General features: G+C 67.8%; 27 protein-coding genes and 4 tRNA genes. 18 read left to right on the forward strand and 13 right to left on the reverse strand.

Translation table 11 applies throughout. From position 1 onward, the window contains the following. Positions 1 to 74: 74 nt before the first annotated feature. Together ACI3KS_RS14175 and ACI3KS_RS14180 are read right to left on the reverse strand one after the other, a co-directional pair. Positions 75 to 428 (reverse strand): YnfA family protein, encoded by a 354-nt coding sequence (locus ACI3KS_RS14175; protein WP_404919187.1) that lies wholly within the window; start codon positions 426 to 428, stop codon positions 75 to 77. 4 nt (positions 429 to 432) lie between these two features. Beyond that, entirely contained in the window at positions 433 to 627 is a 195-nt protein-coding gene (locus ACI3KS_RS14180) for a hypothetical protein (protein ID WP_404919188.1), read from the reverse strand. A gap of 287 nt (positions 628 to 914) precedes the next feature. On the opposite strand from ACI3KS_RS14180, the gene ACI3KS_RS14185 reads away from it, so the two are divergent. Together ACI3KS_RS14185 and ACI3KS_RS14190 are read left to right on the forward strand one after the other, a co-directional pair. Continuing rightward, positions 915 to 1,301 carry a hypothetical protein gene (locus tag ACI3KS_RS14185; RefSeq protein ID WP_404919189.1) on the forward strand — a complete coding sequence of 129 codons (387 nt, stop codon included), beginning with the start codon at positions 915 to 917 and terminating at the stop codon, positions 1,299 to 1,301. A gap of 31 nt (positions 1,302 to 1,332) precedes the next feature. After that, entirely contained in the window at positions 1,333 to 2,676 is a 1,344-nt protein-coding gene (locus ACI3KS_RS14190) for a cryptochrome/photolyase family protein (protein WP_404919190.1), read from the forward strand. A 10-nt stretch (positions 2,677 to 2,686) separates the two neighbouring features. Here ACI3KS_RS14190 and ACI3KS_RS14195 read toward each other — a convergent pair whose 3' ends face one another. The 4 genes from ACI3KS_RS14195 to ACI3KS_RS14210 all read right to left on the reverse strand — a co-directional run bounded on the left by ACI3KS_RS14195 (position 2,687) and on the right by ACI3KS_RS14210 (position 4,998). Continuing rightward, a complete protein-coding gene (locus tag ACI3KS_RS14195) occupies positions 2,687 to 3,541 on the reverse strand; it encodes a transposase (RefSeq protein ID WP_404919191.1) in 855 nt (284 codons plus the stop codon). A 45-nt stretch (positions 3,542 to 3,586) separates the two neighbouring features. Then, the gene (locus tag ACI3KS_RS14200; RefSeq protein WP_404919192.1) at positions 3,587 to 4,393 is read right to left on the reverse strand and encodes a DUF2255 family protein; all 807 of its coding nucleotides are present in this window, start codon (positions 4,391 to 4,393) and stop codon (positions 3,587 to 3,589) included. Beyond that, positions 4,386 to 4,736: a carboxymuconolactone decarboxylase family protein gene (locus tag ACI3KS_RS14205; RefSeq protein WP_404919193.1), complete on the reverse strand. Its 351-nt coding sequence runs from the start codon at positions 4,734 to 4,736 to the stop codon at positions 4,386 to 4,388. The genes ACI3KS_RS14200 and ACI3KS_RS14205 overlap by 8 nt, the downstream gene beginning before the upstream one ends. A gap of 97 nt (positions 4,737 to 4,833) precedes the next feature. Further along, positions 4,834 to 4,998, reverse strand: coding sequence for a hypothetical protein (locus ACI3KS_RS14210; protein WP_404919194.1), 165 nt, complete (start codon positions 4,996 to 4,998; stop codon positions 4,834 to 4,836). Positions 4,999 to 5,241: 243 nt separating this feature from the next. Here ACI3KS_RS14210 and ACI3KS_RS14215 point away from each other — a divergent pair, with 243 nt between their 5' ends. Beyond that, on the forward strand, positions 5,242 to 6,078 hold the full coding sequence (locus ACI3KS_RS14215; protein ID WP_404919195.1) for an alpha/beta fold hydrolase: 837 nt from the start codon (positions 5,242 to 5,244) through the stop codon (positions 6,076 to 6,078). Positions 6,079 to 6,263: 185 nt separating this feature from the next. On the opposite strand, the gene ACI3KS_RS14220 is transcribed toward ACI3KS_RS14215, so the two are convergent. The 4 genes from ACI3KS_RS14220 to ACI3KS_RS14235 form a co-directional block, all read right to left on the reverse strand. After that, positions 6,264 to 6,392 (reverse strand): hypothetical protein, encoded by a 129-nt coding sequence (locus tag ACI3KS_RS14220; protein ID WP_404919196.1) that lies wholly within the window; start codon positions 6,390 to 6,392, stop codon positions 6,264 to 6,266. 332 nt (positions 6,393 to 6,724) lie between these two features. After that, a tRNA-Val gene (locus ACI3KS_RS14225) sits at positions 6,725 to 6,796 on the reverse strand. 24 nt (positions 6,797 to 6,820) lie between these two features. Then, positions 6,821 to 6,891 (reverse strand) — tRNA-Cys (locus ACI3KS_RS14230). A gap of 53 nt (positions 6,892 to 6,944) precedes the next feature. Then, a tRNA-Gly gene (locus ACI3KS_RS14235) sits at positions 6,945 to 7,017 on the reverse strand. Between the two features lie 155 nt (positions 7,018 to 7,172). Here ACI3KS_RS14235 and ACI3KS_RS14240 point away from each other — a divergent pair. Beyond that, positions 7,173 to 7,248 (forward strand) — tRNA-Val (locus ACI3KS_RS14240). Positions 7,249 to 7,524: 276 nt separating this feature from the next. After that, a complete protein-coding gene (locus tag ACI3KS_RS14245; protein WP_404919197.1) occupies positions 7,525 to 8,454 on the forward strand; it encodes a zinc-binding dehydrogenase in 930 nt (309 codons plus the stop codon). A gap of 203 nt (positions 8,455 to 8,657) precedes the next feature. Here ACI3KS_RS14245 and ACI3KS_RS14250 read toward each other — a convergent pair whose 3' ends face one another. Next, entirely contained in the window at positions 8,658 to 10,010 is a 1,353-nt protein-coding gene (locus tag ACI3KS_RS14250) for an MFS transporter (RefSeq protein ID WP_404919198.1), read from the reverse strand. A gap of 292 nt (positions 10,011 to 10,302) precedes the next feature. Here ACI3KS_RS14250 and ACI3KS_RS14255 point away from each other — a divergent pair, with 292 nt between their 5' ends. The 8 genes from ACI3KS_RS14255 to ACI3KS_RS14290 all read left to right on the forward strand — a co-directional run bounded on the left by ACI3KS_RS14255 (position 10,303) and on the right by ACI3KS_RS14290 (position 17,902). After that, complete coding sequence (locus tag ACI3KS_RS14255) at positions 10,303 to 11,256, forward strand: hypothetical protein (protein WP_404919199.1); 954 nt, start codon at positions 10,303 to 10,305, stop codon at positions 11,254 to 11,256. A gap of 55 nt (positions 11,257 to 11,311) precedes the next feature. Beyond that, a complete protein-coding gene (locus tag ACI3KS_RS14260) occupies positions 11,312 to 12,196 on the forward strand; it encodes a helix-turn-helix domain-containing protein (protein ID WP_404919200.1) in 885 nt (294 codons plus the stop codon). 58 nt (positions 12,197 to 12,254) lie between these two features. Continuing rightward, the gene (locus ACI3KS_RS14265; protein WP_404919201.1) at positions 12,255 to 13,043 is read left to right on the forward strand and encodes a helix-turn-helix domain-containing protein; all 789 of its coding nucleotides are present in this window, start codon (positions 12,255 to 12,257) and stop codon (positions 13,041 to 13,043) included. 123 nt (positions 13,044 to 13,166) lie between these two features. Then, positions 13,167 to 14,132 (forward strand): ABC transporter substrate-binding protein, encoded by a 966-nt coding sequence (locus ACI3KS_RS14270; protein ID WP_404919202.1) that lies wholly within the window; start codon positions 13,167 to 13,169, stop codon positions 14,130 to 14,132. Then, complete coding sequence (locus ACI3KS_RS14275; RefSeq protein WP_404919203.1) at positions 14,129 to 15,019, forward strand: siderophore-interacting protein; 891 nt, start codon at positions 14,129 to 14,131, stop codon at positions 15,017 to 15,019. The genes ACI3KS_RS14270 and ACI3KS_RS14275 overlap by 4 nt, the downstream gene beginning before the upstream one ends. Continuing rightward, a complete protein-coding gene (locus ACI3KS_RS14280) occupies positions 15,016 to 16,053 on the forward strand; it encodes a FecCD family ABC transporter permease (RefSeq protein WP_404919204.1) in 1,038 nt (345 codons plus the stop codon). Before ACI3KS_RS14275 ends, ACI3KS_RS14280 begins: the two co-directional genes overlap by 4 nt. Further along, complete coding sequence (locus tag ACI3KS_RS14285; RefSeq protein ID WP_404919205.1) at positions 16,050 to 17,114, forward strand: FecCD family ABC transporter permease; 1,065 nt, start codon at positions 16,050 to 16,052, stop codon at positions 17,112 to 17,114. Before ACI3KS_RS14280 ends, ACI3KS_RS14285 begins: the two co-directional genes overlap by 4 nt. Beyond that, positions 17,111 to 17,902 carry an ABC transporter ATP-binding protein gene (locus tag ACI3KS_RS14290; protein ID WP_404919206.1) on the forward strand — a complete coding sequence of 264 codons (792 nt, stop codon included), beginning with the start codon at positions 17,111 to 17,113 and terminating at the stop codon, positions 17,900 to 17,902. Before ACI3KS_RS14285 ends, ACI3KS_RS14290 begins: the two co-directional genes overlap by 4 nt. 18 nt (positions 17,903 to 17,920) lie before the next feature. Here the strand turns inward: ACI3KS_RS14290 and ACI3KS_RS14295 are convergent, their stop codons facing one another. Continuing rightward, positions 17,921 to 18,697, reverse strand: coding sequence for an SDR family NAD(P)-dependent oxidoreductase (locus tag ACI3KS_RS14295; protein ID WP_404919207.1), 777 nt, complete (start codon positions 18,695 to 18,697; stop codon positions 17,921 to 17,923). Between the two features lie 84 nt (positions 18,698 to 18,781). Here ACI3KS_RS14295 and ACI3KS_RS14300 point away from each other — a divergent pair, with 84 nt between their 5' ends. The 3 genes from ACI3KS_RS14300 (at position 18,782) to ACI3KS_RS14310 (ending at position 21,878) form a co-directional block, all read left to right on the forward strand. After that, positions 18,782 to 19,333 carry a hypothetical protein gene (locus ACI3KS_RS14300; RefSeq protein ID WP_404919208.1) on the forward strand — a complete coding sequence of 184 codons (552 nt, stop codon included), beginning with the start codon at positions 18,782 to 18,784 and terminating at the stop codon, positions 19,331 to 19,333. Between the two features lie 25 nt (positions 19,334 to 19,358). Then, positions 19,359 to 20,408 (forward strand): 2,3-butanediol dehydrogenase, encoded by a 1,050-nt coding sequence (locus ACI3KS_RS14305; protein WP_404919209.1) that lies wholly within the window; start codon positions 19,359 to 19,361, stop codon positions 20,406 to 20,408. Positions 20,409 to 20,531: 123 nt separating this feature from the next. After that, positions 20,532 to 21,878, forward strand: coding sequence for a flavin monoamine oxidase family protein (locus ACI3KS_RS14310; RefSeq protein ID WP_404919210.1), 1,347 nt, complete (start codon positions 20,532 to 20,534; stop codon positions 21,876 to 21,878). 81 nt (positions 21,879 to 21,959) lie between these two features. On the opposite strand, the gene ACI3KS_RS14315 is transcribed toward ACI3KS_RS14310, so the two are convergent. Further along, on the reverse strand, positions 21,960 to 22,343 hold the full coding sequence (locus ACI3KS_RS14315) for an SPW repeat protein (RefSeq protein WP_404919211.1): 384 nt from the start codon (positions 22,341 to 22,343) through the stop codon (positions 21,960 to 21,962). Between the two features lie 98 nt (positions 22,344 to 22,441). On the opposite strand from ACI3KS_RS14315, the gene ACI3KS_RS14320 reads away from it, so the two are divergent. Both ACI3KS_RS14320 and ACI3KS_RS14325 read left to right on the forward strand, forming a co-directional pair. Beyond that, a complete protein-coding gene (locus ACI3KS_RS14320) occupies positions 22,442 to 23,263 on the forward strand; it encodes a hypothetical protein (protein WP_404919212.1) in 822 nt (273 codons plus the stop codon). Next, a complete protein-coding gene (locus ACI3KS_RS14325; protein WP_404919213.1) occupies positions 23,260 to 23,907 on the forward strand; it encodes a Pr6Pr family membrane protein in 648 nt (215 codons plus the stop codon). The genes ACI3KS_RS14320 and ACI3KS_RS14325 overlap by 4 nt, the downstream gene beginning before the upstream one ends. Positions 23,908 to 23,915 lie beyond the last annotated feature (8 nt).

Here is a 23,915-nt window from a genome sequence, read left to right on the forward strand (position 1 = left end):
TCAGACACAGAGAATCTCCATCCAGGGTCGCAGTCCAGATTACTCGCTGACGCCGAGCGGCCGTCGCCGCGCCGTCACGACGGCGAGCCTGCGGCCTCGAGCGCCGGGGCGAAGATGATGATCCCGGCACCGACGAGTGCCACGGCGGAGCCGATCCAGTCCCAGGTGGTCGGAGAGAAGCCGTCGACGATGATCCCCCACGCCAACGAACCCGCGATGAAGATGCCCCCGTACGCCGCGAGTACCCTGCCGAAGTTCGCGTCCGGCTGCAGCGCCGCGATGAAGCCGTACGCGCCGAGCGCCATCACCCCGAACACGGCGAACAGCCAGCCCCTGTTCTCCTTCACGGCCTGCCAGATCAGCCAGGCTCCGCCGATCTCCGCGACTGCGGCGAGCAGGAACAGGATGCTGATGCGCAGGACCGTCATTCCTTCAGTGTGGCAGTGCGCTCGTGTCGCAGTATGCCCCGAGCGCCGTGGCAGTGCGCTCAGTCCGCGTCCGCACGGCGCCCGCGGGGACCTGCCCGATGTCGTCCGCCTCGACGGCATCCTCCTCCTCCGGAAGGAGGGGGTCGGCGCCGGATGCCGGATCCTCCTCAGGGGAGTTCGTCGAGTTCGATCGAGTCATCGTCACGTTCCTTCCGCTGTCCGTCTTCGCTGTCGGCAGGGCGATCGCCGTCGATGCTCCGAGGCGATCGTCGGCGGCTCGGAACTGCCGTCCCCGCGCGCAGGGCTGTCGTTCTCTCCTGCGGGCATTGCTCTTCCTCTCGTCGATTCCTGTCGCGATCGTGGCTGTCACTGCCGGGATCAGCCTGCGGGTCGTCGAGACGCAGGGCACGGGGCTTGACATGCCGTCGACCGCGCTGCATGGGCTCGACCACCGGCGTCGCTGCACCGCCGGGTACCGTTGCCGATATGAAGGCAGCCGCTCGCGGGGTTCTCGCGCTCCTCCTCGCCGTGGCGGGGGTCATGCATTTCACGCAGACCAGAGGCTTTCGCGTCGTGGTCCCGGACTGGGCGACCAGGGTGAGCCGTCTCGACGCAGACACGATCGTGATCGCCTCCGGAGCTGCGGAGATCGCGCTCGCCACAGGACTGGTGGCGCTCCCGAAGGAGCGCCGGCGGATCGGCTGGGCGACTGCGATCTTCTTCGCCGCCGTGTTCCCCGGCAACGTCCACCAGTGGCGTACCCGCCGCTCCGCGCCCGGTCTCGACACCGACGCACGTCGCTTCGGTCGGATCTTTCTCCAGCCCGTGCTGATCGCCTGGGCGGTCTGGTCGACCTCCGGCGCGCGTCGCTGATCCGGATGTCCCACTGTCGGAGAATGGAAACGTGACGTCCCCCTCGCTCGTCTGGTTCCGCGACGACCTCCGCCTCGCCGACAATCCCGCACTCCGGGCAGCCGTGGACCGGGGTGAGCCCGTCGTCGCTCTGTTCGTGCTCGACGAGGAGTCGCCCGGCATCCGTCCCCTCGGCGGAGCCGCCCGCTGGTGGCTGCATCACTCGCTGACATCGTTGAGCGACAGGCTCAACGAGCGCGGAGGTGCCCTGATCCTGCGCCGAGGCTCCGCATCCGAGGTCGTTCCGGCCATCGTCGCCGAGATCGGAGCCGGGGCGGTCTTCTGGAATCGCCGCTACGGCGGAGCCGAGCGCGAGGTCGACGGAGGCCTCAAGTCGTCACTGCGGGAGTCGGGCGTCGAGGTCGCCTCCTTCGCGGCATCCCTGCTCCACGAGCCGTGGACCGTCCGCACCGGAAGCGGCACGCACTTCTCCGTCTTCACCCCCTTCTGGCGTGCGTGTCTCGCCCTTCCCTCACCTCGGCGACCGCTTCCCGAGCCGAGGACCATCGACGGGTTCGCGCCGCTCCCGGCATCCGACGATCTGGGCAGCTGGGAGCTGCTCCCGACGCGGCCGGATTGGGCCGGTGGCCTGCGCGAGACATGGGAACCGGGCGAACTCGCCGCACGTCGACGTCTGCACGTGTTCCTGCACGAGGATCTGCCCGCCTACGACGAGGCCCGCGACACGCCCTCGGCCGGCGCGACATCACTCCTGTCGCCGCACCTGCGCTGGGGCGAGATCAGTCCGTTCACAGTCTGGGAGCAGGCGGTCGACGCCGACGGCGCCGGCGGGTTCCTGTCGGAGCTCGGATGGCGCGAATTCGCCTGGCACACACTGTTCCACTCCCCAGCTCTCGCGACGACCAACCTCCGCCGCGAGTACGACGCTTTCCCCTGGCCGCCTCTCGACCCCGAGCGCCTGGACGCGTGGCACCACGGCGAGACCGGCGTCCCGCTCGTCGACGCGGGAATGCGCGAACTCTGGCACACAGGATTCATGCACAATCGCGTGCGCATGGTCACCGCGTCGTTCCTCGTGAAGAACCTGCTGATCGATTGGCGGCACGGCGAGCAGTGGTTCTGGGACACGCTCGTCGACGCCGACGGTGCGAGCAACCCGTTCAACTGGCAGTGGGTCGCGGGGTCGGGTGCGGATGCCGCGCCGTACTTCCGGGTGTTCAATCCCGAGCTGCAGGCGAAGAAGTTCGACCCGCAGGGGCTATACATCTCGCAGTGGGCATCGGATGCTCCCACCGAGCCGATCGTCGACCTCGGCGAGACCCGCAAGGCCGCGCTGGCGGCGTACGAGGTCGTGAAACGCACGCCACGGGACTGACTGCCGCAGCTCAGCCGCGCAGTGCCTGAAGCGACGCTCGCGCCGCGTCCTCCTGCTCTGCAGCGCGACGAAGCTCCTCCGCTCGACGCTCCGCCTCGCCGTTCGCATCGTCGGCTGCCGTTCTCGCGGCATCCAGGGATTGCCGAGCGGTCGCGAGTTCCTGCTCCAGTTCCGCGACGCGGCGCTCGAGACTGTTCGTACGGTCGGCAGCCTCCGAGGCCGCACGCACCGCTGTGGCATGCGCACGCTCGGCGCGGACCCGCTCGCGCTCCGCATCGTGCACCGCCCGCTCGGCGCGGCGCAGCTCTCGACGCGCGGCCACCTCGTCGACCGGTGCGCTCGTCGATGCCGTTGCCGGTCCGAGATCACCGCCCGCGACCACTTCGCCTGGATCCCACGGAGCCTCCGCGCCCGGTTCGAGAGCGTGGATCAGACGTCCGGTGATGATCGCTGCGGCTGCCTGCGGATCGAAGAACGCCGCCGAGATGGTGCTGTGCACTGATTCGACAGTGGATGCCGTGACCCGCTCGCCGCGAGCCCTGGCGAGTGCCACGGCGTCCTCCGCGAGTCGTCGCGTCAGCATCCGCCGCTGCCGTCCCAGTTGCGAGAGTGCGGCGGCGTCGAGGTCGTCCTGGGCGTCGCGGAGTTCGGCGGCCAGTTGCAGTGCCTCGCCGAGTTGCGCGGCGTGCTCCTGGGCGAACACGTTCACGATCCAGGCCGCGACACTGGGCTTCCGGAGCGCCCGAACCGCAGTCGCGAGTCGCCTGTCGCTCAGCTGCGCTGCTCGCGCGTTGCGCGCAGCGGTGAACTCCGCGAGCGGGACCACATAGAGCTCGGCGGCGATGTCAGCGAGGCCGTCGGTCATGCGAGCGACCCTATCCCGGATCCGGGGTGAGGACGCACGAGAAGGTCAGCGGGGATCGATGCGCACGGTTGCCGCTCGCGTCCGGCTCGAGAGCATCGGCGGGAGGTAGGGGCTTCCTGCGTACTTCTGCGAGTAGGCCGCATCGATCCTGTCGTCGAGGTCGTCGGTCCCGTTGACGGGCGTGAAGGATACGCCGACGGTGTTGCCGTGCGAGGTGATCGTCCCTGCAGCCTGAACGGAGGCGGACCGGTACCAGCGCGAGTCGACGCCGTTGTACGCCCGCACATACACGTGCTCATCGACGACGACCGACCAGATCCAGGTCGGCGTCCCTGGTGTGCTCCCATCGTCGCGGAAGGGCGAGACGTGCAGATCGTCGTGTGTCCGGATCCAATCCAACTGCCCCGCGGTCCAGTCTCGAGGGCGATCACCGGGCGTGTGCAACGCGATGTACTCGGCATCCGACACCGGCTCCAGCCACTCGTTGCGGGCACCGTCGCCGGGAGTGATGAACGCAAGATGCGAGAACCACGAGTCGGCCTTCGCCCCGTGCCAGTGCCTTGTGCCGGCGGGCACGCGAACGACCGACCCCGGGGTCATGCTGATCGGATCCTCACCGACGGCCTGGTACCAGCCCGAACCCGCGGTGCAGAGCAGGATCTGGTCCCCTCCCCCGTCGACGCCGTGATGCACGTGCCAGTTGTTGCGGCATCCGGGTTCGAAGGTGACGTTGCTCACGGGCACGCTACCGCCGACCAGAGGCGCCAGATAGCTCTGACCGCTGAAGAAGGCAGCATACGCGTCGTTCGTCTCGCCGAGGGGGAAGATCTGGTGGAAGACGCCGTCAGTCATGGTTATTCTCCTCGGTTGCGGGAAGTGCCGTGCGAAGCGCAGCGATCGCCGCCATGGCCTTCGGCCAGCCGGCGTAGAAGGCGAGATGAGTGATCGCTTCGACGAGTTCGCCGGTGCTGACGCCGTTCTCCCGCGCGAAGGGCAGGTGGAAGGCCAGCTGCTCGGTGCTTCCGGTCGCCACCAGGGCTGCCACCGTGACCAGGCTCCGATCGCGTGCAGACAGGTCGGGCCGCGCCCGTACCTCGTCGAACAGCACCCTGTCCGTGTAGTGGGCGAGTGCGGGTGCGATGTCGCCCACCGCCCGTCGACCGCCCGTCCAGCCTTGATCCACTGCGTCCGCCATGATCGACGTCCTTTCGTCGATGACCACTCCACACCTTCGTCCCGCCGCGAGGGAGTCTCTGAGAGAGCAGGTACTGGCAGAACCTCCCTCGCGGCGGTCATCCGATCAGGGCCGTCCGGATCCCCGCCGCGTCGTACTCGTGCCGCTGATTCGCCGTGCCGATCGTCGCGATCGTCGTTGCTGCGACACCGCTGAGGATCAACGACATAGCGAGGATCGCGCCTGCCCAGCCCTGAGGCCCCCGTGCTCGCCAGAGAACCATCACCGGCAGTCGACGGGGTGGGCGTCGGAAGGTTACTGGTTCCTCCCGTGCCGGAGTCCGTGATCATCGGCGCAATGACTGCCAGTGTGGTGGTGTCGTCATCGGCTGCCTGTCATCTGACTGACATGGACTGTTGACCTGAGGGATAGGTTTCCGGCACTACTCTGAGTCTGCTCCGCCGACCTCAGCGCAGCGAACAACACGTCCGGGTACCACCCGGACTCGACAATCCTGGAGATCTTCATGTCCTTTGTGACCACGGATGACGGCACCGACATCTACTTCAAGGACTGGGGTCCCCGCGACGCCCAGCCGATCTTCTTCCACCACGGCTGGCCGCTGTCGTCGGACGACTGGGACGCCCAGATGCTGTACTTCCTCGGCAAGGGGTACCGCGTCATCGCCAGCGACCGCCGCGGTCACGGGCGTTCCTCGCAGACCAGCATCGGCCACGACATGGACCACTACGCCAGCGACGTGAACGCTGTCGTCGAGCACCTCGACCTGCACAACGCCATCCACATCGGCCATTCCACCGGTGGCGGCCAGGTCGCCCGGTACGTCGCCCAGTACGGCGAGTCCCAGGGACGGGTCGCGAAGGCCGTGCTGGTTTCCGCGGTGCCGCCCCTTATGGTGAGGACCGACGCGAACCCCGAGGGCACCCCGATCTCGGTCTTCGACGGGTTCCGTGAGGCTCTCGCGGCGAACCGCGCCGAGTTCTTCCAGGCTGTCGCCTCCGGTCCGTTCTACGGCTTCAACCGCGAGGGCGTGGAGCTCTCCGCGCCCGTCGTCGCGAACTGGTGGCGTCAGGGCATGACCGGCAGCGCGCTCGCTCACTATGAGGGCATCAAGGCGTTCTCCGAGACCGACCAGACCGAGGATCTCAAGGCCATCACCGTCCCCGTTCTCGTCCTGCAGGGCGACGACGACCAGGTCGTCCCCTACGAGGACGCCGCGCTGAAGCAGCACGAGCTCCTGCAGAACTCCGAGTTGAAGATCTACGAGGGCTACCCGCACGGCATGCTCACCACTCACGCCGACGTGATCAACCCGGACATCCTCGCCTTCATCCAGAAGTAACCCCGAAGAACCATAGGGGCGGCGGTGCCGAGAGATACTCGGAACCGCCGCCCTATCGTATGCGCTGCTCGAGCAGGTCCAACTTCTCGTCAACATACCCGCGCACGTGAACGCAGCGATGTTTCAGCAGGTTGGGAAGTGAAAGGGCGCGGACGTGCTCTGCAGCACTTACCGCGTCATGACTGTCAGTCGGTCGTCACGTTCTCGCGGCGACGGCAGACCATCACCACGACTCCGCCACCGATGCGCAGCAGGATCGCCACGGCGACGACACCGGTCCGCCCTGAGCTGGTCGGCGCTGTTGTGCGTCGCACTAGATACAGCCTCCTCGTTGACGTCCAGGAAACCTCAGAACGGCATGATGACGCCCGAGATGGACTCCGGGCGCACGTCAACACCCTTGGGATCACCCGCCCGTTGGAAGTCCGAATCCTGTCTCACATTCGAGCGTGAGCAGAGCTGACAGCTGGGGGAACACACACGAACCCTCGAACACGACGAAAGTTCAAGAAACGTCAAGTGATGTCACAAAAGTCGCCAGCAGAGTGCTGCACACCGGCGAGAAGGCCCACATATGGCCCACGGCGACACTTAATCATCCGCTATAGAACAAGAAAACCCCTGTTTATCAGGGGTTTTCTTTAAGTGCGCGATACTGGGATCGAACCAGTGACCTCTTCCGTGTCAGGGAAGCGCGCTACCGCTGCGCCAATCGCGCCCATATGGGCTATTCAGTTGAGAGAGGTGGCGACGGGATTCGAACCCGTGTAAACGGCTTTGCAGGCCGGTGCCTAGCCGCTCGGCCACGCCACCGTGTGGATTGACCCCACGTGCGTAAGGCCTTCCGAAGAAGGCCCCTGCACTTGAGCGGATGACGAGACTCGAACTCGCGACCCCAACCTTGGCAAGGTTGTGCGCTACCAACTGCGCTACATCCGCGTTGTCCCCCGGGCTTTCCGCCCCGAGCACTTGATAAACATTACCCGACGATGGGCCGATGTCAAAACCAGAACCGAATCTCGCGCGTGTCCCACCATCTGGTCATCTGGGGCTCCGAGCGTCCGGTAGTATCGGTTGACGTACCCGCAAGGTATGGGCGATTGGCGCAGTTGGTAGCGCGCTTCCTTCACACGGAAGAGGTCATCGGTTCGAGTCCGGTATCGCCCACCACACTCCCCCTCGGCCCGAGGACCCTCGCGGGCTTTGGTTTCTCGCCACTTGCCTGTGGAGTTGCGACACCGCCGAAGAACTCGTGAGGGCGGACGCGCAGCCGCTCGACGATCGCGTCTGATCGGAATGCGACCGCTTCACCGCTGGTTTCCTCCTGTCACGGAGACTCAGAGGGAGCGTGTTGCGATGCTGGCGTGGACGAGAGACGAAGCCGCAGCCGGCGGCATGAGGCTTCAGGAAGTGCCGGAGCCGATTGCGCGCCCGCATGAGCTTCTCGTGAGTGTCGAAGCCTTCGCACCCAACCCCGGAGATCTCGCGGCCCTGGCCGGAGCGGTCTCGGGGAGCATACCTGGATGGGACGGCAGCGGAGTCGTGCTCAACCCAGCCGCGGACGGGCACGGGCCGCGTGCAGGCGAGCGCGTGATGTTCATCGGCCTCGAGGCCCAGGGATGGGCGCAGCGCCGTGCCGTGCCTCACGCGCTCACTGCGGTCGCGGCGGACGACATGTCCTCGGAGCGCCTCGCCACCCTTCCCGTCGCCGCGACGAGCGCATTGCGCGCGACACGCCGCCTCGGCTCCGTACTCGGCAGAAGAGTGCTCATCGTGGGCGCGGGAGGCGCGGTCGGACGATTCGCCGTCCAGTTCGCCGCACGCTCCGGCGCCCACGTGGTGGCCATCGCGCGCAACGCCACTCAACACGGTGAGCTCCGGCGACTCGGCGCTGCGGAGACCCATACAGCCCTGGGCTCCGTCACGGCACGAGTGCACGGTGCCATCGACCTGGTCGGAGGCGAACACCTCGTCCGGGCGTACGCGCTGCTGGAGAGCGGAGCGACCGCCATCGCGCTCGGCCATTCCGCCGAATCCGACGAGCACTTCCCTTATGGCGCGTTCGTCGCGGACACGATGACGTCGAACCGCTCGATCACGAGCTTCTTCCTCGGTTCCGAACCCGACCTGGCTGCGGACATGAGCCTCATCGCCACTGATCCGACCCTGGACGTGGGAGCTCTCGACATCCGACCATGGACGGCGCTGCCCGCGTGGTTCGATGAGGGAGCGCAGCGGTCGACGGGGCGCGTCGTGTTCCGGGTCGCTGGCGCGCATGACCGGTTCCACGATCCCCTGGAGTTCGGTCGGCGCGCCGGTCAGCCGACGACACCGGTGGCCCCCACCTCCGCGAGGACATCGGGCTCGAACAGCTGATCCACGCCGATGAGCGATGCCTGAGACAGCGGAAGCGTGAGTCCGATCTCCTCCTGTGGACGACCTCACCATGGCTGGTCACGCTCAGCTTCTCGGTGCTCGGACTCGTCAAGGGCAACGGCGACGGCATCGGCTACGCGGTCTGCGCAATCGCGGGCCCAGGGTCGGATGACCCTGGGCCCGCGATCAGTGCGGCGGTGTGATCACTGGACGACGATCGCCGCCGTCACGGTGTCCTTCTCCTTCTGCGACTGCTTGACGTCGTTCACCTCGTCGAGCGAGTAGCGACGGGTCTCCTTTGCGGTCAGGGCGGAGATCACCGCGATCGCCATGAGCCCGAGACCGAGAAGGGCAGGGCCCACCCAGTCGGTGAGGTCTTCGCCGGCGAGGGCCGTCGAGGCCACCGGGCCGATCGCGCCGGCGATCGCGAAGCCGATCTGCGTGCCGATCGCGAGACCCGAGACACGCACGCGGTTCGGGAACATCTCCGCGAAGAAGGCCGGCCAGGCCGCGTTGGCGGTGGAGTAGAAGAAGCCGTTGCAGAGGATGCCGAGCACGAAGATCAGCGGCCAGTTTCCCTGGGTGATGGCCCAGAGGTAGGGAACCGTGGTGACTCCCGCGCCGACCGCGCCGATGATGAACACCGTCTTGCGGCCGATGAGGTCCGCGACGTAGCCCGCGAACGGGGTGTAGAGCAGCGCCAGCAGGCTGGCGAGAACCGGCACCCAGAGCATGGTCGTCTTCTCGAGTCCGTAGCCCGTCGTGGCGAAGGCGACCGAGAACGTCGCGAACAGGTAGCTGACTCCGGCGATCATGGCACACGCCGCGACACGGATGATCGACACCCAGTGGAAGCGAGCGGCCTGCTTGATCGGCGCGAGCTGGATCTTGACGGCCTGCGTCTCGACGAACGCGGGCGGCTCCTCGAGATTGCGCCTGATCAGGTATGCGACGACGACCACCACGGCCGACAGCCAGAACGGGACGCGCCAGCCCCAACTGAGGAGGTCTTCCTGCGGCAGCGCAGCGAACGGGATGAAGACAGCCGTTGCGAGAAGCCCGCCGGAGGCCGAGCCGCTGGTCACGAAGCTCGTGGTGAACGCGCGACGGTGTTCGGGGGCGTGCTCGAGGCTCATCGAGATCGCGCTGGCCTGTTCGCCCGAGACCGAGAGTCCCTGGATGATGCGGATGATCACCAGGAGGACCGGGGCGAGGATGCCGATCTGCTCGAACGTCGGCAGGCAGCCGATGATGAAGGTGCAGACGCCGATGCCGAACAACGTGAGCATCATGACGAACTTGCGTCCGAAACGGTCGCCGAGCGGGCCGAGGATCATCGCTCCGAGGGGGCGGACGACGTAGCCGACTGCCAGCGTCATCATGCTGAGCAGCACCCGGATCCCCTCGGGCAGCTCAGGCGGGAAGAACAACTGGTTGAGCACCAGTGCGGATGCCGTGCCGTACACGGCGAAGTCGTAGTACTCCAGCGTCGTACCGACCCAGGAGGCGATCGCCGCCTTCGCCGGTGTCTTCTTCGGGAGAGAAGTTGTGGTCATGTCGCCTCCATTGGCGGATTCTCAGCGGGCCTGTGATCGGGTGGCAGCCGGGAACCCGCTGCGGGTCTGATGTGGGGCGGCGGTGTCGCGCGCTTGCTCGAACTGTAGGGACGGGCACGTCAGCGCAACAAGCAATGTGCCAGTGATGTGCCAATCAGGCCCGATTATCCCGCGCTTTCATGGCTGGACAGCAGTTCGACGGCATCCGTTTGTGCCAACATCGTTGCCAACCGGGAGGATGCCCGCACGCTGCGCATCGGTGTGTCTCCCGGTCGCTCGCTACGGTGTGAGCATGGCCACGCGCGCACACGTCATCTCGATCCTCGACGAACTCCCCGGCCCGGTGTCCACGACGACCGCCTTCGGTGATCGGGTGTCCGTGCGCTGGCACGACGGAGCGGTGCGCGTGCTCGACGAGACGCTCGAGGAGATCGATGTCCGGCCGCTCGACGACGTCGGTGACGACGCGAGGATCCGGGCGGCGCACGGCGTGGATCTCGTGGCCATATCCTCGTCTGCCGGGCTGACGCTGATCGGCGGGCGCCGCATCACGCGCGACCGCATCACGCGCGACGACCTCCATGTCGATGCGGCGGTGTTCCTCGGCGAGCATCTGCTCGCGACCGTGCCCTCCGCCGATGGGCATCGGGTGCTCCTCATCGATCCCGCAACCGGCGCGACTCTGACCGAGCAGACGGTCGACGCCGATGATGCCACCGCTTTCCTGACCAGGCATCCGACGGAACATCTCGTCCTCGCGGAGTTCGCGATGGGCCAGGACGGCACCCGGCTCATGCGGATCGACGTCGATGGGCAGCACATGAATGCGACCGAGATCCTCACCGGACAGGATCCCGTCTTCGCGGGGTTCAGCCCGCGCGGTGATCGCATCCTGATCGCGGCGCATCCGAGCGATCCCGAGGTGATGCGCGTGCTCACCTGGCCGGAGCTCGGCGAGGTCGGACGACTCAGCGCGAGCGACCTCGACGCCGAGTACGGTCTCGGTCTCGCAGCATGCTGGGTCGATGATGAGCGGATCGCCGCCTATGCGACGCAGGACTCGCTTCTGGTGACCGACGCGAGTCTGACATGGGTGCAGCGGGTGGAACTGCCCGTCGACTTCGCCGAGGAGGGAGAGCTCGAGACCCTCACGCCCCTCGGATCCGACCGGGTGGCGGCGGGCGTCTGGACCGCGGCCGGACGTCTGACCCTGGTCATCGAGATCGCCGACGAGCGCGCATCCTGAGACCGGTACTGGCCGTACCTCCCTCCGGCGGACGGATGAGCGTAGCGTCGATCTCATGGATCACCGCAGCGAGGTCCGCGAGTTCCTCACGAGCAGGCGCGACCGCATCACCCCCGACCGCGCGGGGCTTCCTGCCTACGGCGGGAACCGCCGGGTTCCTGGTCTGCGCCGTGAAGAGGTCGCGCTGCTCGCGGGAGTGAGCGTCGACTACTACACCCGCCTCGAGCGCGGCGATCTGACCGGGGCGTCGCACAGCGTGCTCGACGGGCTCGCGCGGGCGCTTCAGCTCGACGAGGCCGAGGCCGCGCACCTTTTCGATCTCGCCCACACCGCGAACACGTCGCCGACCGCTCGCCGGCCGCGGAGGAGAGCGGATGCCGTGCGGCCCAGCGTCCAGCGGTTGCTGGACGCGATGACCGAAGCGCCGGCGATCCTGCGCAACAACTACTTCGATTACGTCGCCGCGAACAGGCTCGCCCGGGCGCTGTACTCCCCGGTCTTCACGGATCCGGCTCCGAACAGCGCCCGGTTCGCATTCCTGAACCCCGCAGCCCAGGACTTCTACCTGGACTGGGACACGAGCACCCGGGAGCTGGTGGCGACCATGCGGGGCGAAGCGGGACGCAACCCGTTCGATCGGCGCCTGACCGACCTCGTCGGCGAGCTGTCGACCAGATCCGAACGTTTCCGCACCCTCTGGGCGGCACACGACGTGAGACACCACCGCACCGGTGTGAAGAGACTGCATCATCCGGTCGTCGGCGACCTGGAACTCACGTACGAGGCCTTCGAACTCCCGGCGGACCCCGGCATGACCCTCTCGACCTACACCGCAGAGCCGGGGTCGGCCTCGGCGGACGGCCTCAGGGTGCTGGCGAGCTGGGCGGCCACCGCCGAACTGCCGGCGCCCAGCGGACACGAGATCGTCCCGCCTGCCTGAGTCGACGGGCGCCATGATAACTTAGGGTCACCTAACCAGCGTCACGATCGGAGGCTCCGTGTCGACGACGATCGACGATCCAGACGACACGATGGTCTGGCGGATCGGGACGAACACCTTCGAGCTCACCGACCGGGTCGAGTGGGAGGCGCATTCCCACCCTCACCAGCACGAGCTCCTGTGGGGGTCGAGGGGCACGCTGACCGCCGAGACCGAGGACGGATTCTTCGCGATCCCCAGCACGCTCGGGCTGTGGATCCCCGCAGGGATGAGCCACCGCGTGATCGGCACGCCCGGCACCTCGTTCCGCTGCACGTTCATCGATGCAGCGGTGTCCCCGATCGCGTCGACCACGACGGCGGTCGCGATCCCCGAAGTCGTGCGCGCCGTGCTGGACCGACTCGAAGCCCCGCCATACCTGAGCGCCACGCCGCGACTGCATGCCGAGGAACTCGCCCTCAGCCTTCTCGAGCCGGTCGAGGTGTCGACGGTCGACCTGCCGACTCCCATCGACGGACGCACTCGACTCATCGCCGACGCACTGCTCGCGAACCCCGCCGACGACCGGACGATCGAGGACTGGGGCCGCCACGTCGGCGCGAGCGCACGCAATCTCTCCCGGTTGTTCGTCGCCGAGACCGGACTCAGTTTCACCGCCTGGCGGACGCGAGCCCGCATGCGTCGCGCGACCGAGTGGCTCGCGGCAGACCATCCCGTCTCCCTCGTGAGCAGACGCTGCGGATACTCCTCACCCAGCGCGTTCGTGCAGGCGTTCCGGCGCGAGCTGGGGCGGACCCCGGGCGAGTTCGCCGCGGTACGGAACGAGGCGGCCCGGAAGTCGGCGTGAGTGCGACACCCGGTGGCCGGGGCACGACATCGGAGCCGTTCATAATTGGTTAGCCAAGCCTTAGCTAACTCCTAGCCAGACTGGTTCCTGACTGTCCCGTCATCCCACTGGAAGACCCTCCTCATGCGCACCAAGCCCCTCTTCGTCGTCGCGTTCATCGCGTCCGGACTCCTGCTCACCTCTTGCGCCGGCGCCTCGGCATCCGGTTCAGGAGGCAGTGCAGAGACCGTCGAGCTGACGACACCCACCGGCGCCGAGATCATGATGCCCGTCGAGCCGCAGTCCGCACTCGGCTTCTACACGACCGACCTCGATCTGCTCATCACACTCGGCTTCGACCTCGCCGGCACCCAGCCGATCCGTGACGACTTCACGACCTTCCCGGACTTCTTCCCGCAGGAGGAGCTCGAAGGACTCGACACGTTCGGCAACTTCCCCGAGTTCAACCTCGAGGCCGTCCTCGAGGCAGAGCCGGACTTCATCCTCAACGGCCTCGGCTACGAGAAGGACCTCGACGGCCAGCTGCAGAAGATCGCCCCGACCTACACGTACAACGCGTTCGACGGCGGCGATTGGCGCGTCGTCGCCGGGCAGATGGCGAGCGACCTCGGCCGCGAAGACGAGTGGCAGGAGTGGGTCGATCAGTACGAGGCCCGCATCGTGGACATCAAGGCCCGTCTCGATGCCGCCGACATCCACCCGGTCGTCGCCGACTCCGGATACTGGGACGGCCAGGTCACGACCTCCTGCTACGGAGTGCCGTGCCTCGTGTTCGCCGATCTCGGACTCGAGATGGCCCCGCTGATGAACGCCACAGAAGAGGGACTGCCGGCGAGCGACGAGTACGCCGAACTCAGCCCGGAGCAGCTCGGTCAGATGGACGGCATCGACGTGCTCTTCACCGGCGTCGACGAGAGTGGCACAGTGTGGGTCGAGGACGAGGAGTCGCTGCAGCAGAACCCCCTCTGGCAGAACCTCTCGTTCGTCAAGGACAAGCAGTACTTCCCGTACAACTACGAGATGATCTACGGCTCCCCCAGCGGCCAGGACGCGTTCCTCACCGTGGTCGAGAAGGCGCTTCTCGGATGACCGTCAACCTCGTCCACCGTGTCGTCGTGAGCCGCGTCGAACGACTGAGTCCCGGCATGGTCCGGGTGGTCTTCGACGGCGACGGACTCGAAGGCTTCGTCTCGAGCGGTGTCGGTGACGAGTACCTCCGGGTGTTCTTCCCGCTCGACGGGCAGACCGAGCCGAACCTCCCGTTCCCGACCGACAACGGGTACTGGGACTTCCCCGAGGGGATCGAGCCCGCCACGATGCGCACGTACACCGTGCGGGGGTGGGATGCTGCGGCGCAGGAACTCACCATCGACTTCGTCGTGCACGACGGCGGGGTCGCCGCCGCCTGGGCGCTGCGGGCGGCACCCGGTGACGTCCTGGGAGTGAACACGCCGAAGGCGCTCTATGACCCGCCTGCCGACATCGGCTGGCAGCTGCTCATCGCGGACGCGACCGGATTGCCCGCCGCCGCCCGTCTCGCCGAGAATGCACCGGCGGGCGTGCGAACCCGCGTCGTCATCGAGGTCGCATCTGCCGAGGACGAGCTCCGCATCGCTCACCCGGACGGCGTCGAACTGCACTGGGTGCACGGCGGCAACGGACACGCGCCGACCCGCATCGAGGAGATCCTGCGGGCGTCGGAGCTGCCTTCGGGCTCTGGGTACGTGTGGGTCGCCGGCGAGACGAAGGCCACACGCGGTGTGCGCAAGGTCCTGCGCAAGGAACTCGGACTCCCGGCATCCGCCTACAAGGTGATCGGGTACTGGACGGAGAATGCCGAAGCATGGCGTGAGAAGTACGACTCATTGGACGAGAGCGTGCACGCGCGTCTCATGGCGATGTGGGACGACGAGTCGCGTTCCGAGGAGGAGATCGTCGACGAGTACGAGGCCGAGCTGGAGAAACTCGGCCTGTGACCACAGTCGTCTCCCCCGCCTCGACGGAGGCGACGGTCCAGGTCTCGGCGGTGCGCCGGGGCCTGGTCGTCGTGTGCCTCGCCTCCGCTTTGGCCGTCGCGTCCGTGGCCAGCGTGTTCCTCGGGTCCCAGCGCATCGGCATCGACGAGGTCTGGGCAGGACTCACCACCGGAGCCGGCGACCCCGGCGCGATCGTGCAGGGGATGCGCATCCCACGGACATACGTCGCCCTCGCTGTCGGTGCCGCGCTCGGCATCGCCGGCGCGCTCATTCAGGGCTTCACCCGGAACCCGCTCGCCGACCCCGGCATTCTCGGTGTGAACGCCGGCGCGAGCCTCGGCGTGACCATCGGCGTCACCTTCTTCGGCCTGACCTCGGTCGGCGGGTACATCTGGTTCTCTTTCGCCGGCGCGGTCGCCGCGACCGTGCTCGTCTATCTGATCGGCTCCGCGGGGCGCACCGCCCCCGACCCGATGCGGATGACGCTCTCCGGCGTCGCGCTCGGTGCCGTCATGGGCGGCGTCGTGGCCGCCATCGGACTGCTGAACCCCCAAACCTTCCAGACGATGCGATCGTGGAACGCCGGCTCTTTGACCTCGCTGACCCCCGACGTCTTCTCGGTGCTCCCGTTCATCGGCGTCGGGCTTGCCCTCGCGTTCTGTCTCGCTCCATCGCTCAATGCTCTGGCCCTGGGCGACGACCTCGCGACCGCCCTCGGGTCCCGGGTCGCACTGACCCGCGTGCTGTCCATCGTCGCGGTCACGCTGCTCTGCGGAGCCGCCACCGCGGCCGCGGGACCGATCGCCTTCGTCGGGCTCATGGTTCCGCACGCCGTCCGATGGTTCGTGGGACCTCACCAGGGCTGGATCCTCCTCGGCACCCTGTTTGCGGCGCCGCTCCTGTTGCTCACCGCCGACGTCGTCGGCCGCCTCGTCCTGCGCACGGGCGAGATGCCGGTGTCGGTCGTGACGGCGATCATCGGCGCCCCCGTCCTCATCGCCCTCGTGCGCCGACGCAAGGCGAGCGGGCTGTGAACGTCGCGAGCGCGCTTTCGGAGGTCGATGCAGGACGACGCACGTGGACCGTGCAGACCGCGACGTTCTCTCGCCGTATCGGCGTCCGTCCGACACTCGTCGCCGCCTGTGCGCTCACCGCCGCTCTCGCCGTCGGCGTGTTCGCGCTCACCATCGGCGATGCGACCTTCACCCCGGGAGAGGTCCTCGCTACCCTCTTCGGACTCGGCGAGCCTCGCGCCGAACTGGTGATCATCGAGTGGCGACTGCCACGGGTGCTCGGGGGACTCCTGTTCGGACTGGCCCTGGGCATCGGCGGCGCGATCTTCCAGTCGCTCACGCGCAACCCGCTCGGCAGCCCCGATGTCATCGGCTTCGATGCCGGTGCCTACACGGGTGCGCTGCTGGTCATCACCACGGTCGGAGTGAGCGTCGCCTCCACCGCAGCGGCGGCGCTCATCGGCGGAGCGGTCACTGCACTGGTCGTCTACCTGCTCGCATTCCGTCGCGGGTTCACCGGGTTCCGGCTGATCATCGTCGGCATCGGCGTCGCCTCAATGCTCGCCTCCGTGAACACCTGGATAATCCTCAATGCCGATCTCAATGTCGCTCTGTTGGCGAGTGCATGGGGCGCCGGCTCTCTCAACCTGATCACCGCAGAGCAGGTGGGGGTTGCCGCGTGCGTGATCGTTCCCCTCACGATCGCCGTGGCCATGCTCGCCGATCGGATGCATCTGCTGGAGCTCGGCGACGATGCCTCGGCCGCACTCGGTGTGCGCACGGGAGGCCTCCGCCTCTCCCTCGTGATCCTCGGGGTCGGGCTCACCGCGGTCGTGACGGCCATGGCCGGCCCGATCGCGTTCATCTCGCTCGCGGCGCCGCAGGTCGCCCGGCGCCTCACGGGATCGGCGAGCGTCACCCTCACCGCGTCCGCGGCGATCGGAGCACTTCTCCTCGTCTCCAGCGATGTGCTGGCCCAGCGACTGTTCGCCCCGACCCAGATCCCCGTCGGCCTGGTCACCGTCTGCCTCGGCGGCGTGTACCTGATCTGGCTGCTCATCCAGGAAGCGAGACGCCGATGACCACTGCGACGCTCACCCAGACACGGCTCAGAGCCGAGGACATCACGATCGGCTACGACGGACGCACGGTCTCAGAACACCTCGACGTCGAGATCCCCATGGGTTCCTTCACTGTGATCGTCGGGCCGAACGCGTGCGGCAAGTCGACGCTGCTGCGCGCCTTCGCCCGTCTGCTGAAGCCGAGCGCCGGACAAGTCCTGCTGGACGGACGGGCCATCTCGGAGTTGCCGACCAAGGAGATCGCGCGACAGCTCGGTCTGCTGCCGCAGACATCCATCGCACCCGACGGCATCCGGGTCTCCGATCTCGTCGCCCGCGGGCGGCATCCGCATCAGAGCATCCTGCGCCAGTGGTCGCGCACCGATCAGGAGGCGGTGGCGTCGGCGCTCGCCGCGACGGGGACGACCGATCTTGCCGGACGCCTGGTCGATGAGCTCTCGGGCGGCCAGCGTCAGCGCGTCTGGGTGGCCATGTTGCTCGCCCAGGAGTCACCGACGATGCTGCTGGACGAGCCGACGACGTTCCTCGACATCGCGCACCAGTACGATCTGCTCCGGCTGTTCCATCGCCTGCACGACGAAGGACGCACCGTGGTCGCCGTGCTCCACGATCTGAACCAGGCGGCCCGGTTCGCCGACCACATCATCATGATGCGCGACGGCCGGGTCGTCGCGTCCGGCGAACCGGCCGAGATCGTGACGGCGCAGCGGGTCGAGGAGGTCTTCGGGCTTGAGTGCTCCGTGATCCCCGACCCGCACGCCGGCACGCCGCTGGTTGTGCCGCGCTGAGCTGAGGTGGACGCCCGGTCAGCCCATGAAGGGGCGCAGATCCGGGTAACCCGTCGCCGCCCAGGCGCCGTCGACGACGATGTTCTCACCGTTGACGTACGACGCGTCCTTCGAGGCGAGGAACAACGCGACCCCGGCGATCTCGTCGGGATCGGCGGGGCGCTTCGCCGGGATCCGCTCGAGGTACGACTCCATCACGCCGGGGGCTGCGAGCAGACCGCCGGTGAGCGGCGTCGCGACGAGACCTGGCGAGACCGCGTTGACTCGGATGCCCTGCTCCCCCAACTCGAGGGCGGCGTTCTTCGTCAGCATGACGACGCCCGCCTTCGCCGCCGAGTATCCCGCACCGAAGTGCATCGGCACCTGCGAGTTCAGCGAGGCGATGTTGACGATCGCGCCCGGCTTGCCCTCGGCGAGGAAGTGCGCCGCACCGAGCTTGGTGCCGAGGAACGCGCCGTACAGGTTGAGCTTGATGTTGAAGTCCCAGGTCGCGAGATCCATGTCGACCACACGACCGGGCTTCGACCCACCGGCGACGTTGTAGACCGCATCGATCGATCCGAAGCGCTCGACCGCCGCCGCGAACAGCGCCTCCATGGATGCCTCATCCGTGACGTCGGTGCGGAGCCCCGCGACGTTCTCACCGAACGTGGCGGATGCCGCGGCCACGGCATCCGCGTTGATGTCGGCGACGAAGACCTTCGCGCCCCGATCGACGAGCCGGCGAGTGATCGCCGCGCCGATGCCCGACACTCCACCGGTGACGACGGCGACGCTGTTCTGGAACTCTGTCATCTCTGCCTTTCCGCGCCGCCCACGATGGCGGCGTCTCCGAGGAACCCTACCCGTTATCTGACAGTTGTCGGATAGTCTGTTCGCATGGACGCACGGTCGCGACGCTCACGAGAGAGCCTTCGGCAGGCGGTCCTCGCGCTGGCGAGCCGCACCCCGATCGCCGACGTCACCGCCTCCGCGATCTGCACCGAAGCGGGAGTCACCCGCGACACCTTCTACCGGCACGCGGACAACCCGATCGATCTGCTCGCGGATGCCCTGTCCGCCGAAATCGCCGAGACGATGGAGATGCTTCCGAGCGCCGCGGCGATCGGCGAGGGCGAACGGGCACTGCTCGAGCATGTCGCCCGTCGCGCGGACGTCTACCGCGGAGCCATGCATCCGCTGCTCGCCGCTCCCCTGCGCAGCAACCTCGAGCGATCGATCAGTTCAGGGCTGGCGCTGTGGGCCGAGCTGCACCCGCGTATCGTGCCCGAGGTCTTCGCGGGCGACCCCGCCGCGATGCGCCTGGCCGTCTCCTACGCCGCAGCGGGGACGGTCGGTGCCATCGAGGAATGGCTGCGCAGCGGAGATCGGGATGTCGAACGTGCCGTGAGGTTGATCCTCGCGGCGTCACCGGAGTGGTGGCTGCGCTGACAGCCGCCGGAATGGAGAGAGAACGATGAAGGCCGCAGTGTTCCACACTCAGGAGGACCTTCGCATCGAAGAGGTTCCCGAGCCGAGTCCGCGCCCGGGTCAGGTCAAGCTCCGCAACGCCTTCGCCGGCATCTGCGGATCCGACCTGCACGTGTACTACAGCCCCGAGGCCGCGGGCCTCGACTTCGAGCATCCGCACCCGGTGACGGGGTCGACCCTTCCGCAGATCCTGGGGCACGAGTTCTCCGGCACGGTGGTCGAGCTCGGCGACGGCGTCGAAGGGGTGTCCATAGGCGATCGCGTCGCCGTCTGGCCGATCTACTACTGCGGTGAGTGCCCCGCCTGCCGCCGCGGGCTGTACAACGTCTGCCAGAAGATCGGCTTCCACGGCCTCTCGTCCGATGGCGGCGGCATGGCGGAGTTCACCACGGTCGACGCCTCGAAGCTGCACGTGCTCCCGGAGAGCGTCGACCTCCGCATGGGCGCGCTCGTCGAGCCGATGTCGGTCGCCTGGCACGCGGTGTCCCGCAGCGGCGTCGAGGCGGGCGGCTCGGCGCTGATCGCGGGCGCAGGACCGATCGGTATCGGCGTGTGGTTCGCACTCAAGGCCCGCGGCGTCGAGAACGTCCTCGTGTCCGAGCCCAGCGCGGACCGCCGTGCGATCATCGCGGCGCTCGGTGCCGAGGTCGTCGATCCTGTGAACGAGGATCTCTCGGCGGCGGTCTCGGCGATCAGCGGTGGCGACGGCGTCGATGTGGCCTTCGACGCCGCCGGCGCAGGCCCCGCGGTGACATCCGCTCTCGCAAGCCTCGTCCCGGGCGGCCGGGTGGTCGTCGTCGCGATCCACGAGCGACCGATGCAGTTCCTTCCGACGCAGTTGGTGATGGCGGAGACCGACATCGCCGGAGCGCTCGCCTACCTGCCGGAGGACTTCGACGCGGTCATCGAGGCGATGTCGCGCGGCGCCTACGACACCACCGGCTGGGTGGAGGAGATGCCGCTCGAGGGTGTCGTGGATGCGATCCACATGCTCCGCGGCGGCGCCGGCGCGAAGATCCTGGTGCGGGCGGACTGACCGCCCGGATGTGAGAGGGGATGGATTCCCTCTCACATCCGTCGTCCGGATGGCGCGGAGAGCGTGCCGGCGCTAGCGTCAAACAGGTGTCGACGCATGGGAGCGCGGCGGAACGGATGCAGCATGGAGTCGAACGAGCACGGCATCGAGTCATTCGACACGATCATCGTCGGAGCAGGGGTCTCGGGTCTCGTCGCGGCTCGGCTGCTGAAGGACGCCGGCCAGAGCGTCGTCGTGCTCGAAGCACGCGACCGCATCGGCGGACGGGTCGTGACCGATCGCAGCGATGGTCGCACGACGGATCTCGGCGCATCCTGGATCCACGGCATCGTCGACAGCCCCGTCGCACACGCCGCCCGCGCGTTCGGAATGCGCATGCACGAGTTCACCGTGGGCGGATATCAGGTCGACAGCCGCCCCATCGCGTACTACTCCCCTGACGGCGTCCGCCTCTCGGATGCCGATGCGCAGGCGTTCGCGGCCGACGTGCATGCGGTCGACGCGGCGCTCGTTGCTGCGATCGGCGACTCGGCCGACGACGCGTCGTACCGGGACGCGACGGAGGTCGCGCTGGCCGCTCAGGGCTGGGACGCGGAACGGACCCAGCGGGTGAGGGAGTACCTCGAACACCGCTCGGAGGAGCAGTACGGCGCGTGGATAGAGGACCTCGCCGCGCACGGCCTCGACGACGACTCGATCGACGGCGACGAGGTGGTCTTCCCCGACGGCTACGACGTCCTGCCTCAGCATCTGGCTTCGGAGCTCGACATCCGGCTCCAGCACGAGGTGGTGCGCGTCGACCGGTCGGCCGGCGCGGTGACCGTGACGAGCGGGCGCGGACTCGTCCGGGCGGATGCCGTCGTAGTGACTGTTCCGGTGGGAGTGCTGCAGTCGGACGCGTTCACGATCCATCCGCCCCTCCCGCAGCCGCAGGCCGGCGCGCTCGCGCGTCTGCGCATGAACGCCTTCGAGAAGGTCTTCCTGCGCTTTCCCGAACGATTCTGGGATGGCGGCGTCTACGCGATCCGGCAGCAGGGGCCCGAGGGGCATTGGTGGCACTCCTGGTACGACCTGACCGACCTGCACGGTGAGCCCGTTCTGCTGACGTTCGCCGCCGGGCCTGCGGCCCGGAGCACCAGGACCTGGTCCGATGAACAGGTGGCCGAGTCCGTACTGGTCCAGCTCCGCCGCCTCTTCGGCGACGGCGTCCCGTCGCCGACCGGGGTGCATCGCACCGCGTGGCAGGACGACCCGTTCGCACACGGGGCGTACGCCTACATGACTCTCGGTTCGGCGACGTCCGACCACGACGAGCTCGCCGAACCGGTCGACGGTATTCTCCACATCGCCGGCGAAGCCACCTGGACCGATGACCCGGCGACGGTGACCGCTGCTCTCCGGTCGGGGCACCGTGCGGCGAGCCGAATTCTGGGCAGGGATGTCGACATCGAACGCATCTGGCTCGCCTGACGCACGACGTCCCTGACCCGGGCCGCTGACGCACGACGGCTCCCCTCCGGTAGGGACGGAGGGGAGCCGCGACTGCGCGCGTCAGACTCGGGCGTCTCGCGGCAGGCTCGCCGGCTGCGGCTTCGAGAACAGCACGACGACGATCACGGCGATGCCCACGACCACGTGAGGCACCCAGACGTTCGGTGCCTCCGAGGAGAAGCCGAACAGCCACGGCGAGAGTGCGAGGAACAGGCTCGCGACGATGTCGAACACGAGATGGACGGGCATCGGGATGAACCCGAACGGACCCCACTCGTACTTCGTGAAGAGGCTGTAGACGATCAGACCGACTCCGAGGACGATGGGGATGATCACCGGAGCGCCGCCCAGATCCGCGAAGCCGAACAGCCAGGGCGCCGCGATCAGCGCGATTCCGACGATGTAGTCCAGCACGCCGTGGACCTTGGTGGGGATGAAGCGCATGATTCCTCCTTGGGGGTTCATCGCACGGGGCGACTCATGGATTGTTCGGACCGCGCGGTCGATCGGATGGGACGCGGCGGAATGGAATACTGAGGCGCATGCATCCGGGAGCCGAGCACCTCGTCCGACACGACCTTCCGGGGTTCGCTGCGGCGAACGGATGGTCGTACTCGCCGGAGGGCGTGCCACCCGCGCTCGGCGAGAGTCTGTGGGAGCAGGCGACGTCCGGCGTGGCCCGCGACCAGGTGTTCGGCCCGGACTGGGAGGCGGGCCGCATCACGGGTGGAGACCGTCGCGCGAGCTCCGTCGAGCAGCGAGGCGGCTGGACCCTGACAAAGACCGTGTCCGTGAGCACGCCGCGACGAAGCCTGGATCTCGGCTATCTCGCCATCCGGCTCCCCCGACGGATGCCGCACATCATCCTCGACGCGCGCAGGAACGATCGCGGAGCGCTCTCGAGTCTTCAGCACCGTCCCCAGGCCTCCCAGCGCATGTCCCTCGAGGGCGATTTCGATTCGCACTTCCGTCTGTACGTTCCCGAGGGATACGGACCCGATGGGCTCTACGTCTTCACTCCGGACCTCATGGCCCTGCTCGTCGATGAGACCGGCGACCTCGACGTCGAGATCCGCGACGACCGTCTGATCGTCTACCGTCCCGGCGGCTTCGACCTGCTCGACGAGCGCACCTGGCGTCGTTTCGCCGAGATCCGGGCAAGCGTGGGTGCGAAATCCTGGGACCGTACGGCGCGCTACCTCGACGATCGCTCCCCCGCGCCCGCTCTCGTGTTCGAGTCCGGCAGGCGTCTGGAGAGGCGTGTCCCCTGGTACGTCTGGCTCGCGGTCGGGATCCCGCTCGGAGTCCTGGTCCTCGTCGGCACCACGCTGGCGATCGTGTTCGGCCAGGTGTTCGGGCGATGACCTCGTCCTCAAGATCCGTTCCGCGCACAGCCCCTCCGCGCACGGACAGGGCACAGACGGCCATCGCGGTAGGGCGTGCGTTCGCGGGCGTCGTCGTGATCGGCATCCTGATCCAGACGTTCATCGCGGGGATCCCCACCCGAGGAGCGAACCCGTTCGACTACTTCGGCTACTTCACGAACCTCACGAGCCTGCTCGCGTCGCTCGTGCTGATCGTCACCGCGATGACGGCGCGTGCGATCCCCGTGCGACTGCACGAGCTGCGCGGCGTCGCCGTCGCCTGCATGATCATCGTCGCCCTGATCTACAACATCGTTGTGCCGGGCACGGGCTCCGCTCCGCCGTGGGTGAGCGCGACCCTTCACATCGTCTTCCCGGCGCTGCTGGTGCTCGATTGGACACTGGTCCTCGACCGACCCGCACTCCGCTGGAGTCGGCTGTGGATCGTGCTCCCCTACCCGCTGCTCTGGCTCGCGGTGACCCTCATACGCGGGGCGACCGACGGTTGGGTGCCGTACGGCTTCCTGCTGCCGGAGCGCGGCGGCGCTGCGCTCCTTGCCACGGTGGTCGGGCTGCTCGCAGCGCTTCTCGCCACCGCATCCGTCACGTGGCTGCTCAGCCGCGTACGTCTCCGCCGTCGCTGAGCGTGCGC

This window comes from Microbacterium sp. ZW T5_45 (genome assembly GCF_044987415.1).
Lineage (GTDB): Bacteria > Actinomycetota > Actinomycetes > Actinomycetales > Microbacteriaceae > Microbacterium.

Coding starts and splice junctions, on each gene's coding strand:
- ACI3KS_RS14270 (WP_404919202.1), top strand. CDS start 13,167: ATGCGCACCAAGCCCCTCTTCGTCGTCGCGTTCATCGCGTCCGGACTC.
- ACI3KS_RS14325 (WP_404919213.1), top strand. CDS start 23,260: ATGACCTCGTCCTCAAGATCCGTTCCGCGCACAGCCCCTCCGCGCACG.
- ACI3KS_RS14215 (WP_404919195.1), top strand. CDS start 5,242: ATGTCCTTTGTGACCACGGATGACGGCACCGACATCTACTTCAAGGAC.
- ACI3KS_RS14210 (WP_404919194.1), bottom strand. CDS start 4,998: ATGGTTCTCTGGCGAGCACGGGGGCCTCAGGGCTGGGCAGGCGCGATC.
- ACI3KS_RS14295 (WP_404919207.1), bottom strand. CDS start 18,697: ATGACAGAGTTCCAGAACAGCGTCGCCGTCGTCACCGGTGGAGTGTCG.
- ACI3KS_RS14180 (WP_404919188.1), bottom strand. CDS start 627: ATGACTCGATCGAACTCGACGAACTCCCCTGAGGAGGATCCGGCATCC.
- ACI3KS_RS14310 (WP_404919210.1), top strand. CDS start 20,532: ATGGAGTCGAACGAGCACGGCATCGAGTCATTCGACACGATCATCGTC.
- ACI3KS_RS14200 (WP_404919192.1), bottom strand. CDS start 4,393: ATGACTGACGGCGTCTTCCACCAGATCTTCCCCCTCGGCGAGACGAAC.
- ACI3KS_RS14290 (WP_404919206.1), top strand. CDS start 17,111: ATGACCACTGCGACGCTCACCCAGACACGGCTCAGAGCCGAGGACATC.
- ACI3KS_RS14255 (WP_404919199.1), top strand. CDS start 10,303: ATGGCCACGCGCGCACACGTCATCTCGATCCTCGACGAACTCCCCGGC.
- ACI3KS_RS14320 (WP_404919212.1), top strand. CDS start 22,442: ATGCATCCGGGAGCCGAGCACCTCGTCCGACACGACCTTCCGGGGTTC.
- ACI3KS_RS14305 (WP_404919209.1), top strand. CDS start 19,359: ATGAAGGCCGCAGTGTTCCACACTCAGGAGGACCTTCGCATCGAAGAG.
- ACI3KS_RS14195 (WP_404919191.1), bottom strand. CDS start 3,541: ATGACCGACGGCCTCGCTGACATCGCCGCCGAGCTCTATGTGGTCCCG.
- ACI3KS_RS14315 (WP_404919211.1), bottom strand. CDS start 22,343: ATGCGCTTCATCCCCACCAAGGTCCACGGCGTGCTGGACTACATCGTC.
- ACI3KS_RS14205 (WP_404919193.1), bottom strand. CDS start 4,736: ATGGCGGACGCAGTGGATCAAGGCTGGACGGGCGGTCGACGGGCGGTG.
- ACI3KS_RS14185 (WP_404919189.1), top strand. CDS start 915: ATGAAGGCAGCCGCTCGCGGGGTTCTCGCGCTCCTCCTCGCCGTGGCG.
- ACI3KS_RS14250 (WP_404919198.1), bottom strand. CDS start 10,010: ATGACCACAACTTCTCTCCCGAAGAAGACACCGGCGAAGGCGGCGATC.
- ACI3KS_RS14300 (WP_404919208.1), top strand. CDS start 18,782: ATGGACGCACGGTCGCGACGCTCACGAGAGAGCCTTCGGCAGGCGGTC.
- ACI3KS_RS14275 (WP_404919203.1), top strand. CDS start 14,129: ATGACCGTCAACCTCGTCCACCGTGTCGTCGTGAGCCGCGTCGAACGA.
- ACI3KS_RS14175 (WP_404919187.1), bottom strand. CDS start 428: ATGACGGTCCTGCGCATCAGCATCCTGTTCCTGCTCGCCGCAGTCGCG.
- ACI3KS_RS14260 (WP_404919200.1), top strand. CDS start 11,312: ATGGATCACCGCAGCGAGGTCCGCGAGTTCCTCACGAGCAGGCGCGAC.